Below are 15,196 nucleotides of genomic sequence, written 5' to 3' on the forward strand. Positions count from 1 at the left end.
TGAAAGGTGTTCGAAAAGCGACGTCCCGGCGCCGTGCTCTTCGACCGGGACGGAACCTTGATCAGGGACGTGCCGTACAACGGCGACCCGGACCTCGTCGAGCCCATGCCGGGCGCGATGGAGGCGGTGGCCAGGCTCAGACGCGCCGACGTGCCGGTGGCCGTGGTCACCAACCAGTCGGGCGTGGCCAAGGGCCTGCTGTCGGCGGACCAGATGGACCAGGTGAACGCCAAGGTGGAGGAGCTGCTCGGCCCGTTCGACGCGTGGGCGATCTGCGTGCACGACGACGCCGACGGCTGCACCTGCCGCAAACCCGCGCCCGGGCTGGTGATCAGGGCCGCTGCCATCCTGGACGTCAGCCCCCGCGACTGCGTGGTCGTGGGCGACATCGGCAGGGACATGGAGGCGGCCAGGGCCGCCGGAGCCAGGGGCATCCTGGTGCCGACCCAGCAGACGCGGCGCGAGGAGATCGATCAGGCCGCCGAGGTCGCGGACGACCTGACCGACGTCGTGGACCGCGTGCTGAGCGACGCGGAGGGCCCCGTGCCGGCCGCCTCGGCCCCGTGGGCCCGGGCTCTGGGCTGGAGCCGCTGGTGAGGATCCTCATCTGGCACGTACACGGCTCGTGGACCAGCGCCTTCATCAGGGGCGGACACGAATATGTCCTTCCGCTCGTCCCCGGCCGTGGTCCCGACGGCCGCGGACGAGCCCAGACGTTCGACTGGCCCGGCACCGCCCGCGAGGTGCCCTTCGACCGGCTCCGCCACGAGCCCATAGACGTGGCCGTCTACCAGCGTCCGCACGAGCCCGATCTGGCCCGCCAATGGCTCGGCCGCGATGTGCCCGGTGTGTACGTGGAGCACAACACCCCGGCGGGCGACGTGCCGCGCACCCGGCACCCGTTGGCCGATCAGAACGACATCACGCTGGTGCACGTCACCCACTTCAACGAGCTGTACTGGGACAACGGCCGGGCGCGCACCCGCGTCGTCGAGCACGGCGTCCCCGACCCCGGCCACCTGTACACGGGCGAGCTGCCCAGGGCGGGCGTGGTGGTCAACGAGCCGGTACGCCGCACCAGGGTCGCCGGGACCGATCTGCTGCCGCGCTTCGCCGAGCGGGTGCCGCTGGACGTGTTCGGGATGAAGGTGGACGGGCTGCCGTACGGCACCCATGAGGACCTGCCGCAGCACGTCATGCACGCCGAGCTGGCCCGGCGCCGGGTCTACCTGCACCCCTACCGGTGGACCTCGCTGGGGCTCGCCCTCATCGAGGCCATGACCCTGGGCCTGCCGGTGGTCGCGCTGGCCGCGACCGAGGCGATCGAGGCCGTGCCGCAGGAGGCCGGCGTGCTGTCCACGAAGGTGAACGTGCTGGCCGACGCGCTGCACGCGTTCGTGGCGGACCCGGAGCGCGCCGCGCAGGCGGGCAAGGCCGCGCGGGCGGCGGCGCTGGCCCGCTACGGGCTCGGCAGGTTCCTGTCGGACTGGGATCGGCTCCTGGCCGAGGTATGAGAGCTGATCGGGCGGGTAGGCGCCAAGGTCATGATGATGCTCGACTGGACTCGCAGGGCCGCCTGCCTCGACTTGGACCCGGAATTGTTCTTCCCGATCTCCGTGGAAGGGCCGAGCCAGTCCCAGGTCGAGCAGGCCAAACATGTGTGCGCCGGCTGCCCCGTACGCGAGCCGTGCCTGGAGTACGCGCTGGCCACCAGGCAGGCGTACGGCGTGTGGGGCGGCACCGACCCCGCCCAGCGCAGAGAGCTGAGCCTGACGCCGGCGCACCACAGGTGACTCAGGTCGGCAGGGCCTCGGCGAGGAAGCGTTCGCGCTCGGCCGCCTCGAGGCGGTCGCTGAACAGCACGCCGTCGAGATGGTCGATCTCGTGCTGCAGCACCCGGGCCAGCACCCCCAGGGCGCGCACCGTCACGGGCTTGCCGAACATGTCGCGGCCACGTGCCGTGACCGAGTAGGAACGCTCCAGTGGCCACCACACCCCCGGCGCCGACAGGCACGCCTCGTCGGCGGTGACCCGCCGCTCCGACAGCTCCAGTCGGGGATTGACCAGATGGCCGGACTTGCCGTCGTACGAGTAGACCACCACCCGTACCGGCTCCCCGATCTGCGGCGCCGCCAGGCCCGCCCGGCCCGCGCCCGCGCGCATGGTGGCGGTCAGCGATTTCACCAGCAGCCGCAGCTCGCGGTCGAAGTCATGGACCGGTGCCGCGACCGAGCGGAGCACCGGATCATCGAACATGCGAATAGGCCGGACCGTCACCCGCAACTCCCCGATAGGCGGCGTCGTCACGGTGAACGTTTCCCGCGACCGCCCCTCGCCAATCCCCAAGCCTCTGCCATGTAGCACAGCGGTAACAGAAGAGACCCGTGGGCGAAACCACCCCGAAGCAGTATCGGAGGGTGATCTCACTTGCGTCACACGTGCCTGTGATGCCTGGCCGGGTGCTCGGGGCCCGGCCAGGCATCACCGACTACCTGGAGGTGCCGGCATGAGTGTGCTTGCCCTTGAGGGCGGCTCTTCCCCGGAGACGGCGCCCGATGCCCTGGCGGGCTTCACGGTCGGAGTGACCGCGACGAGGCGCCGCGAGGAGTTCGGCGCGCTGCTTGAGCGGCGCGGCGCTCGCGTGGTCAGCGCCCCCGCGATCCGGCTGGTCCCCCTGGCCGAGGACGCCGACCTGCTCGCCGCGACCCGGGAGAGCCTGGCAGGGCCGCTCGATGACGTGGTGGTCACCACCGGCGTCGGGTTCCGCGGCTGGATGGCCGCCGCGGAGGGCTGGGGGCTGTCGGCCGACCTGGGCGAGCACCTGGCCCAATCGCGGCTGCTGACCCGCGGCCCCAAGGCCAGGGGGGCGGTGCGCGCCGCCGGGCTGAACGACCACTGGACGCCCGCCACGGAGTCGTGCGAGGAGGTCAAGCAGTACCTCCTCGCCCAGGACCTGCGCGGGCGGCGCATCGCGGTGCAGCAGCACGGGGAGCCGCTCAGCGACTTCGTGACCGACCTGCGCCAGGCGGGGGCCGAAGTGATCGAGATCCCGGTCTACCGGTGGCTGCCGTACCGCGACATCTCGCCGCTGCGCCGCCTGATCAGCCAGACCATCTCCGGCTCGGTGGACGCGGTCGCCTTCACCAGCGCGCCCGCCGTCCACGCCATGCTGGGGGCGGCTCGCGCCGAGGGGCTGGAGGAGACGCTGCTGGCGGCGTTCAGCGGGAAGGTCGTGGCTGCCTGCGTGGGGCCTGTCACGGCGGAGCCGCTGACCTCGCGCGGCGTGCCGACCCTGCAGCCGGAGCGCTCGCGCCTCGGCGCGCTGGCCCGCGCGCTGGCCCGGCACCTGCCCGAACACGGCGTCACCCGGCTCGTGGCCGGCGACCACCGGCTGGAGATCCGCGGTCACGCCGTGGTGGTGAACGGGGAGCTGCGCCCGCTGCCCCCGGCCCCGATGGCGGTGCTCAAGCGCCTGGCGGACAAGCCGGGCTACGTGGTGTCCCGCGCCGAGCTGCGTACCGTGCTGCCGGGCAGCGTCGCCCGCGAGTCGGCCGAGCACGCGGTGGAGATGGCGATCACGCGGCTGCGGCGCGCGCTCGGGCCGAGCGGGATCGTGGAGACGGTGGTCAAGCGCGGCTACCGCCTCGCCTGCCTGTACGAGGCGGGCCTGTGACCGAGCGGAGCGAGGGAACCAATAAGCACAGCACCTTGGTCACAGGACCGACGAAGGAGGGCCTGTGACCGAGCGGAGCGAGGGAACCAATAAGCACAGCACCTTGGTCACAGGACCGACGAAGGAGGGCCTGTGACTCACCGCTCGCCCGCCGGATCTGTCCGGCCCGCACTCGTCCTGGCCGCGCACGGCACGCGCAGCGCGGCCGGGGAGCAGACCCTGTCGGCCCTGGCGGAGACGGTCCGCAGAGCCCGTCCCGGGCAGCGCGTCGAGCTGAGCTACCTCGAGATCAGCTCGCCCCTGCTGTCCGACGTGCTGCCTGCGGTCCCCGGCCCGGTGGTCGTGGTGCCGCTGCTGCTCGCGGGCGGCTACCACGCCCACATCGACCTGCCCGAAGTCATCGCCGCGTGCCGTCCCGACGCCGTGGTGGCCCACTGGCTGGGGCCGCACCGGCTGCTGACGTCGGCGCTGGCCCGCAAGCTGGCCAGGGCCGGCCTGCGCGCCACGGACGCCGTGATCCTGGGCGCCGCCGGCTCCTCCGACCCGTCCGCCCTGGCCGACGTCCGCGCCGCCGCCCACCAGCTCGCCGTACGCCTTGCGCGCCCGGTCACGGCGGCCTTCGCCTCGGCCGGGTCGCCGTCGCTCGAGGAGGCCATGGAACGGCTCGGCTCCACGCCGGCCGCCCGCGTGGCCATCGCCTCGTACGTCCTCGCGCCCGGCTTCTTCCACGACCGGCTGGGGGCGGCGGGGGCCGGGCTGGCGAGCGACCCGCTGGGCGCGGACCCGGACGTGGCGGCGCTGATCTGGCACCGCTACGACGAGGCCCTCGCCGGCCGCCGGGCTCGCAGGGACGCGCCCGGCCTGCACCAGGCGTCCCTCTAGTCGCCGCTGCCCTCGGGCGCGTCGCGCCGCGCTCCACCGCACGCCTTCCCGCCGACCCGGCGCCGGCGAGGTGCGGGGTGGGGGCCAGCGCGTCCCTTTCCGGCGCGCCACCCCCAAAGCACCGTCAGAGCGCGACCCCACGCAGGACGACCGTCACAGCGCGACGCCCAGGAGGGCGTCCGCGAGGTCGCGGACCAGCCGGGGGGCGTCGGGGTCGGGGCCGCCGGCGGTGAGGGCCTCGGCCGCCCAGGCGTCCACGGCGGCCAGGGCGCCCGGCGAGTCGAGGTCGTCGGCCAGCCGGGCACGCACCGTTGCCAGCAGGTCGTCGGCGCGCGGCCCCGAGGACAGCGTGACCGCCGAGCGCCACGTCGCCAGCCGGCGCTCGGCGTCGGCGATCAGCGACGGGACGTACTCCCAGTCCGCGCGGTAGTGGTGGGCCAGCAGCACGAGCCGGACCGCCATCGGGTCGTGCGCCAGCCGGAGCTTGGACACGAACACCAGGTTGCCCTTGGACTTGGACATCTTGTCGCCGTCGAGCGCCACCATGCCCGCGTGCGTGTAGAACTTGGCGAACGGCCATTCGCCCGTGAGCGCGTGGCCCTCGGAGGCGCCGCACTCGTGGTGCGGGAAGATCAGGTCGGAGCCGCCGCCCGCCACGTCGAAGCCGGAGCCCAGGCTGTCGACGGCGATCGCGGTGCACTCGATGTGCCAGCCGGGGCGGCCCCTGCCCAGGCGGGATTCCCAGACCGGCTCGCCGGGCCGCTCGGCCCGCCACAGCAGCCAGTCGAGCGGGTGCCGCTTGCCCGCCCTGCCGGGGTCGCCTCCGCGCTCGGCGAACAGGACCGTCATCTCGGTCTCGTCGTAGCCGGACACCTGGCCGAACTTGGGCGCGTCGGACACGCTGAAGTAGACGTCGCCGTCGAGGACGTACGTGACGCCCTTGGCCGACAGCTTGGCGATCAGGTCGGCGACCCGGCCGACGACCTCGGTGACGCCGACGTACTCGCGGGGCGGCAGGATCCGCAGCGCCTCCATGTCGCCGCGGAACAGCTCGATCTCCCGCTCGGCGAGGTCGCGCCAGTCGATGCCGGTCTGCGCGGCCCGCTCCAGCAGCGGGTCGTCCACGTCGGTGGCGTTCTGCGTGTAGTGGACCTCGTGACCGGCGTCGCGCCACATCCGCCCGACGAGATCGAAGGCGTGGTAGGTGTTGGCGTGGCCGAGGTGGGTGGCGTCGTAGGGGGTGATGCCGCAGACGTAGATCCTGGCGGTCGGCCCCGGATCGGTCTGCCTCACCTGCCTGGCCGACGTGTCGTAGAGACTCAGCGGAATGCTCTCACCTGGGAGCTTTGGAACGTTCTGGGCAGCCCACGATCTCATGTGTTTGAGCCTATCCGTCCCGATCAGCGGTCAGGTCGGCGAAGTCGTACGTCACCGCGTCCGGCGCGAGTGTGACCTCCATCACCGACAGGGAGGCGAAGATCCGGCCGTCGGGCAGCTCGTGCCGGACGATGAGCGCGGCCGGGTCGGCGGACGGCTCCGCCTTGATCAGCTCGCCCCACGGCTCGCTCTCGAACCTGGGCAGGTACGCGGCCACCCGCTCGTCCGCCGCGTCGAGCCCCGTGTTCACGACCATGCTGGTGCCCTCGGGCAAGCCGGTGACGGTCAGCCGGTCGCCGTCCCAGCTGAACAGGCGGACGTGCGCCAGTTCGGCGAGCACCAGGTGGAACGGGTCGTAGCGGGTGAGGTCGCCGCCGGGCGCCTGTCCGGTGTACGCGGCCCGCAGCGCCAGGTCTCCCCGGGAGATCCTGGTCGTCTCCTCGGCCTGCTTGCCGCACCCGTTGAGCAGTGCGGCGGCGCGGCGAGCCGAGGGGTTGACGGCCAGCCACGTGCCGCCGGCCTTGAGGTCGCGCCCGCCGATCACGCCCGGATATTCCGCCCAGTGCTCCCCCGGTCCCTCCCATGGGCGATCGGTGTACTCGTCCCGCACGCCCATGAGGGTCAGCGGCCGCCCGGTTCTCACGATCAGCGTGCACATGGCGCAAAGGGTAATAAACGGGCAATGATCGCTTAGATCGGGGGCCAGGGGATGGCGGGCCATCCTTCCGACGGGTACGGGTGGACACCCGTGTCGAGCAGCCGGCGGACCCGCTGCCAGGTGGCCTCCACCTCCTCCAGCGTCAGGAGTTCGCGCAGCCTGCGCCCGAGCGAGCCCGACTCGATGTCGCGTTCGAGCTTGGCCAGCACGGCCACCGCCTCACGCGCGAGTGGCTTGCCGCGCCATTGCCAGAGCACGGTGCGGAGTTTGTCCTCGACGGAGAAGCAGACCCCGTGATCGACCCCGTAGACGTGCCCCGTGGGCAGGGGCAGCAGGTGCCCGCCCTTGCGGTCGGCGTTGTTGACCACCGCGTCGAACACCGCCATCCGGCGCACCAGCGGGTTGCGGCTCTTGACCAGCCGCGTGAGGTCGATCTCCCGCTCGGTGTCGATCCAGAGCTGGACCATGCCGGGACCGAAGGGGCCCTCGCGGTAGACCGTGGGCGGCACGATGTTCCAGCCGGTGGCCTGCGACACCTCGAACGCGGCCACCTCACGGGCGGCGAGGGTGCCGTCGGGGAAGTCCCACAGCGGGCGCTCACCGCGTACCGGCTTGTAGACGCACGCGGCCGAGCGGGAGCCCAGCTTGACCGAGCAGTACAGCGTCATGTTGGTGGCCTCGACGAGCCGTCCTGCCACCTCCAGGCGGCCGTCGCGGAGCAGCGCGAGAGCCTCATCGTCTTTTATGGACGGCTGTTGTCGGGACGGCTTGATGGCCGGTTCGCTCTCAGGAGCGGTCATGAAGCCGCCTCACCCCCGCGGTATCCGTTGAGACGCACGCAGACGTGCCCGGTGGCGTCGAGTGGCTGTCCGCACAGAGGGCACGGCGGTCGGCCCGCCGCGACGATCTTGAGTGCCCGCTGGGTGAAGGCGCGAGCGGTGCCCGGGCTGATGCGCACGCGCAGCACCGCCGGGTCGGGGCCGTCGACGTCGTCCTCGTCGACGACCTCCTGCGCCTCTATCACCACCTGGGACTTCTCCGAGTCCCAGGCCAGCGCCATCGTGCCCACGCGGAAGTCCTCCGCGACCGGGGTCTCGAGAGGCGCGTCGTCGGTCAGGTCGGCGGGGGCCAGCGCGGGGACGTGCGCGGTGCCTCCGCTGAGCCGCAGCACCTCGTCGAGCAGCTCGTCCAGCCTGCCCGCGAGTGCGGCGACCTGCAGTTTCTCCAGCGCCACCGTGGTCAGTCTGCCCTCGGCCCTGGCCTGCAGAAAAAAGGCCCGCGCGCCCGGCTGCCCCAAGGCACCGGCGACGAACCTCTCTGGTGGGTCGTAGTCGAAGACCGGCATACGCTGACCTTACGTGGTTCCGGGTCCGCCACCGACGGCGGCATCGCTCCCGGTGATGTTTTCTCCCCCGTCTTTCTCCTCCGAATCCTCGGGAAGCCTCAATTCCCCCATATCGTTAAGCCTGAGAACAAAGGGGCGCAGGGGGGCATAGCGAACGACGGTGAGGGCCGCCGGATCAGCTGTTATCCGCTGAAAGTGATCGAGATGGAGCCCCAGAGCGTCCGCGACGATCGCCTTGATCACGTCGCCGTGGCTGCAAACCAGGTAGACAGCCTTCTCCCCGAGGCGTTGATTCCACTCCCTGATCGCCGAGACGGCCCGATGTTGCATTCCGGCCAGCGACTCCCCTTCCGGAAATGTCGCCGCGCTGGGGTGCGCCTGCACCACCTGCCACAACGGCTCCTTGGCGAGTTCCTTCAGCGGGCGCCCGGTCCAGCCGCCGTACCCGCACTCGATGAACCGGTCGTCGGTCTGCACGTCCAGCTCGCGCCCCTCGGCCACGGCCTGGGCCGTTTCCTGGCAGCGTTCGAGCGGGCTGGAGACGATGGCGTCGAGCCTGACGCCCGCGACGCGGGCGGCCAGCGCCGCCGCCTGCGCCCGGCCGGCCTCGCTCAGATGCACTCCCGGGGTTCGCCCGGCCAGCACCGGGCCGGTGAGGTCCGTCAGCCCGTGCCGGGCCAGAAGCAGCGTGGTCATCCGGTAAGTGTGGCAGGCGGCTATCACAACGTTTCATCCAGCTGGACGGCCAATGACCGAGACGGGCTGCCGCCCCCTCGCTGACCACGAACGACAGCGGAGCGGAAGCCCGCTGAGCAGGTTTCTTGTTGGTACCCTGGCGGGATCATGGAGCAGCGCTATGTCGGCCACAGCGGGCTGTCGGTGTCCCGGCTGGGGCTCGGCACGATGACCTGGGGGCGTGACACCGACGCGGATGAGGCGACCGCCCAGCTCCGCACGTTCCTGGAGGCCGGGGGCAACCTCGTCGACACGGCCGACGTCTACACCGGCGGCGACGCCGAGCGGCTGCTGGGGCGGATGCTGCGCGACTCCGTGCCGCGCTCGGAGCTGGTCATCTCCACCAAGGCCGTGGTGACGCCGTCGGGCCGCCGGCCGCGCGACGCCTCCAGGCGCCACCTGATCGCCGCGGTCGACGAGTCGCTCAACCGACTCGGGCTCGACTACGTCGACCTGTGGCAGCTGCACACGTACGACGCCGAGGTTCCCCTGGATGAGACCCTGGCCGCGCTCGACGCGATCGTCTCCTCCGGCCGCGCCGTCTACGCCGGCGTGTGCGACTACACCGGCTGGCAGCTGGCCGCGGCCGCGGTCACCCAGCGGACCGTCCCCGGCCGCATCCCGATCACCTCCGCGCAGGTCGAATACTCGCTGCTGGCCCGCGAGCCCGAGCGCGAGCTGCTGCCCGCCGCCGCCCACCTGGGCGTGGGCGTGCTGGCCTGGTCGCCACTGGGCCGCGGGGTGCTCACCGGGAAGTACCGCACCGGCGTCCCCGCGGACTCCCGGGCCGCGACCCCGCACTTCGCCGACTTCGTCCGGCCTTACCTGGACGAGCGCAGCCGCCGGGTCGTCGAGTCGGTCATGACCGCCGCCGACGGGCTCGGCGTGTCGCCGCTGGCGGTCGCCCTGTCCTGGGTACGCGACCAGCCGGGGGTAGCCTCGGCCATCGTCGGGGCCCGTACACACGCGCAGCTCACGGGGGCCTTGCCGGCCGAGGACGTGGTGCTGCCCATAGAGATCCGCGAGGCCCTCGATGACGTGTCGTCACTCGACTGACCGCTCGCCCCTGGAACGAGAGGCTCTCTCGCGTATCACTAGTCGATACCGAATCGCAACTTTACCCGGCAAACGCCTGCGTCCCATGTGCGATGTCCATAAAGATTTCCCCTGGAAGCGACGCAGGAGGGGATGGATGGGGAGCAGGACCGCGATCTCGGCTGGAGTCCTCGCGGTGGCGCTGGCGGCCGTCCCAGTGGCGGCGCCTGCCGCGTCAGCCGCGCCTCAGGACTGCACGCGCGACGGGGGCCTGCTCTCCGGGGTGACCAACACGCTGTGCGACGTGGTGAACGGGATCACCAACACGGTCGACACCCTGTCGGGGGGGACGACCGACAAGGTCACGGACGGCGTCGACAAGACCACCGGCGAGGTGCTCGGCCGCGTCGGGGAAGCGGTGCCGACCACCAAGTCCTCACCGAGCACCAGGTCCTCGCACACTCCCTCGCCCTCCCCCACGGGGCTCGACAGCGCGCTGGACGGCATGTGCCTGCCGGTGCTGGCGTGCCAGGACCAGGGGACGGTGGAGCGGCTCTCGCCCACGCCCTCGCCTTCCACCGGCCGTACGTCGCGGCCCCGGGAGTGGGGCGTGGAGTCCCTGCCCACGGCGCCGCCCACACCGCCGGACCAGCGGCCGGAGCTCATGGACACGGGGCGACCGGTCTCCGAGGAGAAGACGGTGGACACGGACGAGCCCCGGGTGGATCTGCTGTGGCCCAATCCGTTCGCTCATGAGCTGACCGTGCCGATGCAGGACCAGCGGGTGGTGCGGCCCAGCCCGCCTGCCTCGGACGTGCTGGGGACGGTGCTGACGATCGCGCTGCTGGCCTCGGCGGTGCTGGCCACGCGGATCGTCCAGCAACGGCGGCACCGCACGGAGCCGACGGAATCGATCCCCTTCGAACCGGGCCGCGCCAGCAACGGCCGCCACCGCGTGGCCTGAACCCGGGCGCCGCGTCACCCAGCTGAGCGCCGTGGGCGTTGCGCCGGGCACCGCCGCGCCACGTCCCACGGACGCGGCGCGCCGAGGGAGACCTGGGTGCGGGCGCCCCGGGGGGCCGCCGTCAGGTGCCGACGGCGTGGACGCCGCCGTCCACGTGGACGATTTCGCCGGTCGTGGCCGGGAACCAGTCGGACAGGAGGGCCAGGCAGGCCTTGGCCGTCGGGGTCGTGTCCGCCAGGTCCCAGCCCAGCGGGGCCTTCTCCGGCCAGCTGTCCTCGAACTCCTTGAAGCCCGGGATCGACTTGGCCGCCATCGTGCGCAGCGGGCCGGCCGCCACCAGGTTGACGCGGATGTTGTGCTTGGCCAGGTCACGGGCGAGGTAGCGGTTGCACGACTCCAGCCCCGCCTTGGCCACGCCCATCCAGTCGTAGACCGGCCACGCCTTGGAGGCGTCGAAGTCGAGGCCGACGACCGCCCCGCCCTCCTTCATCAGGGGCAGGCAGGCCACCGCCAGCGACTTGAACGAGTAGGTGGACACATGCAGGGCTGTGGCGACGTCCTCCCACGTGGTGTTGAGGAAGTTGCCGCCGAGCGCCGTCTGCGGGGCGAAGCCGATCGAGTGGACCACCCCGTCGAGGCCGTCCACGTGCTCGCCCACCCGCGCCGCGAGCGTGTCGAGGTGCTCGGTGTTCTGGACGTCGAGCTCCAGCACCGGCGCCGGGCTGGGCAGGCGCTTGGCGATGCGCTCCACCAGGCTCAGGCGGCCGAACCCGGTGAGCACCACCGTGGCGCCCTCCTGCTGGGCCAGCTTGGCCACCGCGAACGCGATCGAGGAGTCGGTGAGCACGCCGGTCACGAGGATCCGCTTGCCTTCGAGAATGCCCATGTCAGTGCCCCATTCCGAGTCCGCCGTCGACCGGGATCACGGCCCCGGTGATGTAAGAGGCGTCGTCGCCGGCCAGGAAGCGTACGACGCGTGCCACCTCCGCGGGCGCCGCCTGCCGCCCGAGGGGGATCTGGGAGACGATCGCCTCGTGGTCGAGGTCGGCCGTCATGTCGGTCTTGACGAAGCCGGGCGAGACCACGTTCACCGTGATGTTGCGCGAGCCGTACTCGCGGGCCAGGGAGCGGGCGAAGCCGACCAGCCCGGCCTTGGAGGCGGCGTAGTTGGCCTGTCCGGCCTGGCCGGACAGGCCGACCACGGAGGAGATGAGGATGATCCGGCCGCGCTTGAGCTTCATCATCGGGCGGATGGCCCGCTTGGCGACGCGGTACGCGCCGGTCAGGTTGGCGTCGATGACATTGGTGAAGGCGTCCTCCTTCATCATCGCCAGCAGCGTGTCTTGGGTGATGCCCGCGTTGGAGACCAGGACCTCGACCGGGCCCTGCTCCGCCTCGACCTTGTCGAACGCGGCCTCGACGTCAGCCATGCTGGTGACGTCGCAGCGCACGCCGAACAGGCCCTCCGGCGGCTCCCCTGATCGGTAGGTGACCGCGACGGCGTCGCCGGCCGCGGCGAGTTCACGGGCGATCGCGAGGCCTATGCCGCGATTGCCCCCGGTGACGAGTACAGAGCGTGCCATGGCATCTGACGGTATCTCCTACCGGCGGGTATCCGGTTGTCCGGGTCAGACAAGATCACAGGGATAGGATCGTGGACATGCGCCAGATCGATCCCGACTTCCTGGAGCTGCCACTGCGGCAGCTCGCGGACGCCGCCATGCAACGCGCTCGTGGCCTCGGCGCCGAGCACGCCGACTTCCGGTTGGAACGCGTCAGAGCCGAGTCGCTCAGCCTCTATGACGCCCGGCTCGAAGGCGCCATGGACGCCGACGACCTGGGCTACGCCGTGCGCGTCGTCAAGGGGGGCACGTGGGGGTTCGCCGCGGGCATCCATCTGACGCCGGAGGCGGCCGCGGCGGTCGCCGAGCAGGCGGTGCGGGTGGCCGAGGTGAGCGCCCCGATCAACAGGGAGCCCATCGAGCTGGCGCCCGAGCCGGTGCACGCCGAGGCGGTGTGGGTGTCGTCGTACGACGTCGACCCGTTCGACGTGGCATCGGCCGACAAGGTGAGCCTGCTGGCCGACTGGTCGGCCGGGCTGATGAAGGGCGCCGACCACGTGTCGGCGCGGCTGCTGCAGGTCAAGGAGCAGAAGTTCTACGCCGACACGGCCGGCACGGTGACCACGCAGCAGCGGGTGCGGGTGCATCCCAAGCTCAACGCGATGAAGGCGCACGAGAGCGGCTTCGACGACATGTCGACCCTCGCACCGCCGGTCGGGCGCGGCTACGAATACCTGACGGGCACGGGCTGGGACTGGCAGGGCGAGCTGGCCAGGCTGCCCGAGCTGCTGGCGGAGAAGATCGCGGCGCCCTCGGTCGAGGCGGGCGACTACGACCTGGTCGTCGACCCGTCCAACCTGTGGCTGACGATCCACGAGTCGATCGGCCACGCCACCGAGCTGGACCGGGCGCTGGGCTACGAGGCGGCGTACGCGGGCACCAGCTTCGCCACGTTCGACCAGCTCGGCGAGCTGGTGTACGGCTCGCCGCTGATGAACGTGACCGGCGACAGGACGGTCACGCACGGCCTGTCCACGATCGGCTACGACGACGAGGGCGTGCAGGGGCAGAGCTTCGACATCATCAGGGACGGCATCCTGGTCGGCTACCAGCTCGACCGCCGGATGGCGCTGATGAAGGGGCTCGGACGCTCCAACGGGTGCGCGTTCGCCGACTCGCCCGGCCACATGCCGATCCAGCGCATGGCCAACGTGTCGCTGGCGCCGGCGCCGGGCGGCCCTTCGACCGACGAGCTGATCGCGGGCGTGGAGCGGGGCATCTACATCGTCGGCGACAAGAGCTGGTCGATCGACATGCAGCGCTACAACTTCCAGTTCACCGGGCAGCGGGCGTACAAGATCTCCCACGGGAAGCTGGCCGGGCAGGTCAGGGACTTCGCCTACCAGGCGACCACGACGGACTTCTGGTGGTCGATGGAGGCCGTCGGCGGGCCTGAGACATACGTGCTCGGCGGCGCGTTCAACTGCGGCAAGGGCCAGCCGGGCCAGGTCGCGCCGGTCAGCCACGGCTGCCCCTCGGCGCTGTTCAGGGGCGTGCGGATCCTCAACACCGTTCAGGAGGGCGGGAAGTGACGCCTCAGGAGATGGTCGAGAAGGCCCTGGAGCTCTCGGCGAACGACGACTGCGTGGTGCTCGTGGACGAGGGCTCCACGGCCAACCTGCGCTTCGCGGGCAACACGCTCACCACGAACGGCGTGGCCCGCTCCTCGCGGGTGACCGTGATCTCGATCGCCGGCGAGAGCGTCGGGGCCGTGTCGCGGTCGGTCGTACGCGATGAGCAGCTCGCGGACGTGGTGGCGGCGGCCGACGCGGCCGCGCGGGACGCCCAGCCCGCCGAGGACGCCCGCCCGCTCGTCGAGGGCGTGCCGGAGTCGCCGCACTGGGGCTCCTCTGTCGAGCCGACCGACATCGGGGTGTTCGAGGCGTTCGCGCCGGCGCTCGGCGACGCGTTCGCGGCGGCTGAGGCGGGCGGCAGGAAGCTGTACGGGTTCGCGGAGCACTCGCTGACCTCGACGTTCCTCGGCACCTCCACGGGCCTGCGGCTGCGCCACGACCAGCCGACCGGTCGGCTGGAGCTCAACGCCAAGTCCGCCGACCTGAAGCGCTCGGCGTGGACGGGCGTGTCCACGCAGGACTTCACCGACGTCGACGTCGCGGCGCTCGGCTCCTCGCTGGCGCAGCGGCTGGAGTGGGCCAAGACCCGGGTGGACATGCCGGCGGGGCGCTACGAGACGCTGCTGCCGCCCAGCGCGGTGGCCGACCTGATGATCTACCTGTTCTGGTCGGCCGGGGCGAGGGACGCGCTCGACGGGCGTTCGGTGTTCTCCAAGCCCGGCGGGGGCACCCGTGTGGGCGAACGGCTGGGCACGCTTCCGGTCACGCTGTCCAGCGATCCGGGGGCGGCGGGCATCGCGTGCTCGCCGTTCGTGACGGCGCACGCCTCCAGCAGGGAGAGCTCGGTGTTCGACAACGGGCTGCCGCTGGGGCCGACCGACTGGATCAAGGACGGCACGCTGGAGTCGCTGCTGCAGACCCGCTACTCGGCGGAGCTGAGCGGGCTGGCGGTCACGCCGGGGATCGGCAACCTGATCATGTCGGCGCCCGGCGGCGGCGGGTCGCTTGAGGACATGATCGCCTCGACGCAGCACGGGCTGCTCGTCACCTGTCTGTGGTACATCCGCGAGGTCGACCCCCAGACGCTGCTGGTGACCGGGCTGACCCGCGACGGGGTCTACCTGGTGGAGCACGGTGAGGTCGTGGGCGAGGTCAACAACTTCCGCTTCAACGAGAGCCCGGTGGACCTGCTCGGGCGGCTCACCGAGGTGGGGGCGGCCGAGCGCACGCTGCCGCGGGAGTGGAACGACTACTTCCAGCGCACCGTCATGCCGCCGGTCCGGGTGCCTGACTTCAACATGTCCACGGTCAGCCAGGCCAGCTGACCTGGG

The 15,196-nt window shown here is 71.7% G+C and carries 17 protein-coding genes; 9 read left to right on the plus strand and 8 right to left on the minus strand.

Going from position 1 to position 15,196, the window contains the following annotated elements; translation table 11 throughout:
- Nucleotides 1–6 precede the first annotated feature (6 nt).
- From ABN273_RS12235 to ABN273_RS12245, 3 genes are read left to right on the plus strand one after another with little or no spacing between them, the layout of a single operon-like run.
- Nucleotides 7–597, plus strand: a complete 591-nt coding sequence (locus ABN273_RS12235; RefSeq protein WP_349448834.1) for a D-glycero-alpha-D-manno-heptose-1,7-bisphosphate 7-phosphatase — start codon at nt 7–9, stop codon at nt 595–597.
- Nucleotides 594–1,514, plus strand: a complete 921-nt coding sequence (locus ABN273_RS12240) for a glycosyltransferase (RefSeq protein ID WP_349448835.1) — start codon at nt 594–596, stop codon at nt 1,512–1,514. The genes ABN273_RS12235 and ABN273_RS12240 overlap by 4 nt, the downstream gene beginning before the upstream one ends.
- Nucleotides 1,515–1,544: 30 nt before the next feature.
- On the plus strand, nt 1,545–1,793 hold the full coding sequence (locus tag ABN273_RS12245) for a WhiB family transcriptional regulator (RefSeq protein WP_349448836.1): 249 nt from the start codon (nt 1,545–1,547) through the stop codon (nt 1,791–1,793).
- A gap of 1 nt (nt 1,794) precedes the next feature.
- Here ABN273_RS12245 and ABN273_RS12250 read toward each other — a convergent pair whose 3' ends face one another.
- Entirely contained in the window at nt 1,795–2,307 is a 513-nt protein-coding gene (locus tag ABN273_RS12250) for a peptide deformylase (protein WP_349448837.1), read from the minus strand.
- 199 nt (nt 2,308–2,506) lie between these two features.
- Between ABN273_RS12250 and ABN273_RS12255 the strand changes: the two genes are divergently transcribed.
- Together ABN273_RS12255 and ABN273_RS12260 are read left to right on the plus strand one after the other, a co-directional pair.
- Complete coding sequence (locus ABN273_RS12255) at nt 2,507–3,673, plus strand: uroporphyrinogen-III synthase (RefSeq protein ID WP_349448838.1); 1,167 nt, start codon at nt 2,507–2,509, stop codon at nt 3,671–3,673.
- Between the two features lie 132 nt (nt 3,674–3,805).
- Nucleotides 3,806–4,555, plus strand: a complete 750-nt coding sequence (locus tag ABN273_RS12260; protein WP_349448839.1) for a sirohydrochlorin chelatase — start codon at nt 3,806–3,808, stop codon at nt 4,553–4,555.
- Nucleotides 4,556–4,708: 153 nt separating this feature from the next.
- Here the strand turns inward: ABN273_RS12260 and mshC are convergent, their stop codons facing one another.
- Genes mshC through ABN273_RS12285 form a run of 5 tightly spaced genes read right to left on the minus strand, consistent with a single transcriptional unit; the run spans nt 4,709 to nt 8,631 of the window.
- Complete coding sequence (gene mshC, locus ABN273_RS12265) at nt 4,709–5,932, minus strand: cysteine--1-D-myo-inosityl 2-amino-2-deoxy-alpha-D-glucopyranoside ligase (RefSeq protein WP_349448840.1); 1,224 nt, start codon at nt 5,930–5,932, stop codon at nt 4,709–4,711.
- Between the two features lie 10 nt (nt 5,933–5,942).
- Nucleotides 5,943–6,590, minus strand: a complete 648-nt coding sequence (locus ABN273_RS12270; protein ID WP_349448842.1) for an NRDE family protein — start codon at nt 6,588–6,590, stop codon at nt 5,943–5,945.
- Between the two features lie 32 nt (nt 6,591–6,622).
- The gene (locus ABN273_RS12275) at nt 6,623–7,390 is read right to left on the minus strand and encodes an SCO1664 family protein (RefSeq protein WP_349448843.1); all 768 of its coding nucleotides are present in this window, start codon (nt 7,388–7,390) and stop codon (nt 6,623–6,625) included.
- Nucleotides 7,387–7,935, minus strand: a complete 549-nt coding sequence (locus ABN273_RS12280; protein ID WP_349448844.1) for a DUF3090 domain-containing protein — start codon at nt 7,933–7,935, stop codon at nt 7,387–7,389. Before ABN273_RS12280 ends, ABN273_RS12275 begins: the two co-directional genes overlap by 4 nt.
- Before the next feature lie 9 nt (nt 7,936–7,944).
- Nucleotides 7,945–8,631: an MSMEG_4193 family putative phosphomutase gene (locus tag ABN273_RS12285; RefSeq protein WP_349448845.1), complete on the minus strand. Its 687-nt coding sequence runs from the start codon at nt 8,629–8,631 to the stop codon at nt 7,945–7,947.
- A gap of 147 nt (nt 8,632–8,778) precedes the next feature.
- Here ABN273_RS12285 and ABN273_RS12290 point away from each other — a divergent pair, with 147 nt between their 5' ends.
- Complete coding sequence (locus ABN273_RS12290) at nt 8,779–9,726, plus strand: aldo/keto reductase (RefSeq protein ID WP_349448846.1); 948 nt, start codon at nt 8,779–8,781, stop codon at nt 9,724–9,726.
- Nucleotides 9,727–9,862: 136 nt separating this feature from the next.
- Nucleotides 9,863–10,669 carry a hypothetical protein gene (locus ABN273_RS12295; RefSeq protein ID WP_349448847.1) on the plus strand — a complete coding sequence of 269 codons (807 nt, stop codon included), beginning with the start codon at nt 9,863–9,865 and terminating at the stop codon, nt 10,667–10,669.
- Nucleotides 10,670–10,790: 121 nt separating this feature from the next.
- Here ABN273_RS12295 and fabI read toward each other — a convergent pair whose 3' ends face one another.
- Nucleotides 10,791–11,555, minus strand: coding sequence for an enoyl-ACP reductase FabI (fabI, locus tag ABN273_RS12300; RefSeq protein WP_349448848.1), 765 nt, complete (start codon nt 11,553–11,555; stop codon nt 10,791–10,793).
- A gap of 1 nt (nt 11,556) precedes the next feature.
- Nucleotides 11,557–12,252, minus strand: coding sequence for a 3-oxoacyl-ACP reductase FabG (gene fabG / locus ABN273_RS12305; protein WP_349448849.1), 696 nt, complete (start codon nt 12,250–12,252; stop codon nt 11,557–11,559).
- A gap of 77 nt (nt 12,253–12,329) precedes the next feature.
- On the opposite strand from fabG, the gene ABN273_RS12310 reads away from it, so the two are divergent.
- Entirely contained in the window at nt 12,330–13,823 is a 1,494-nt protein-coding gene (locus ABN273_RS12310; protein WP_349448850.1) for a TldD/PmbA family protein, read from the plus strand.
- Nucleotides 13,820–15,190 carry a metallopeptidase TldD-related protein gene (locus tag ABN273_RS12315; RefSeq protein ID WP_349448852.1) on the plus strand — a complete coding sequence of 457 codons (1,371 nt, stop codon included), beginning with the start codon at nt 13,820–13,822 and terminating at the stop codon, nt 15,188–15,190. Before ABN273_RS12310 ends, ABN273_RS12315 begins: the two co-directional genes overlap by 4 nt.
- The last annotated feature ends 6 nt before the right edge of the window (nt 15,191–15,196 follow it).

The sequence above is a fragment of the Nonomuraea sp. B19D2 genome (genome assembly GCF_040137845.1).
Classification (GTDB): Bacteria; Actinomycetota; Actinomycetes; order Streptosporangiales; family Streptosporangiaceae; genus Nonomuraea.

Excerpts from the sequence above, each read along its gene's own strand:
- ABN273_RS12245 (WP_349448836.1), top strand. The coding sequence starts at position 1,545 with ATGATGATGCTCGACTGGACTCGCAGGGCCGCCTGCCTCGACTTGGAC.
- ABN273_RS12255 (WP_349448838.1), top strand. The coding sequence starts at position 2,507 with ATGAGTGTGCTTGCCCTTGAGGGCGGCTCTTCCCCGGAGACGGCGCCC.
- mshC (WP_349448840.1), bottom strand. The coding sequence starts at position 5,932 with ATGAGATCGTGGGCTGCCCAGAACGTTCCAAAGCTCCCAGGTGAGAGC.
- ABN273_RS12270 (WP_349448842.1), bottom strand. The coding sequence starts at position 6,590 with ATGTGCACGCTGATCGTGAGAACCGGGCGGCCGCTGACCCTCATGGGC.
- ABN273_RS12275 (WP_349448843.1), bottom strand. The coding sequence starts at position 7,390 with ATGACCGCTCCTGAGAGCGAACCGGCCATCAAGCCGTCCCGACAACAG.
- ABN273_RS12280 (WP_349448844.1), bottom strand. The coding sequence starts at position 7,935 with ATGCCGGTCTTCGACTACGACCCACCAGAGAGGTTCGTCGCCGGTGCC.
- ABN273_RS12285 (WP_349448845.1), bottom strand. The coding sequence starts at position 8,631 with ATGACCACGCTGCTTCTGGCCCGGCACGGGCTGACGGACCTCACCGGC.
- ABN273_RS12290 (WP_349448846.1), top strand. The coding sequence starts at position 8,779 with ATGGAGCAGCGCTATGTCGGCCACAGCGGGCTGTCGGTGTCCCGGCTG.
- ABN273_RS12295 (WP_349448847.1), top strand. The coding sequence starts at position 9,863 with ATGGGGAGCAGGACCGCGATCTCGGCTGGAGTCCTCGCGGTGGCGCTG.
- fabI (WP_349448848.1), bottom strand. The coding sequence starts at position 11,555 with ATGGGCATTCTCGAAGGCAAGCGGATCCTCGTGACCGGCGTGCTCACC.
- fabG (WP_349448849.1), bottom strand. The coding sequence starts at position 12,252 with ATGGCACGCTCTGTACTCGTCACCGGGGGCAATCGCGGCATAGGCCTC.
- ABN273_RS12310 (WP_349448850.1), top strand. The coding sequence starts at position 12,330 with ATGCGCCAGATCGATCCCGACTTCCTGGAGCTGCCACTGCGGCAGCTC.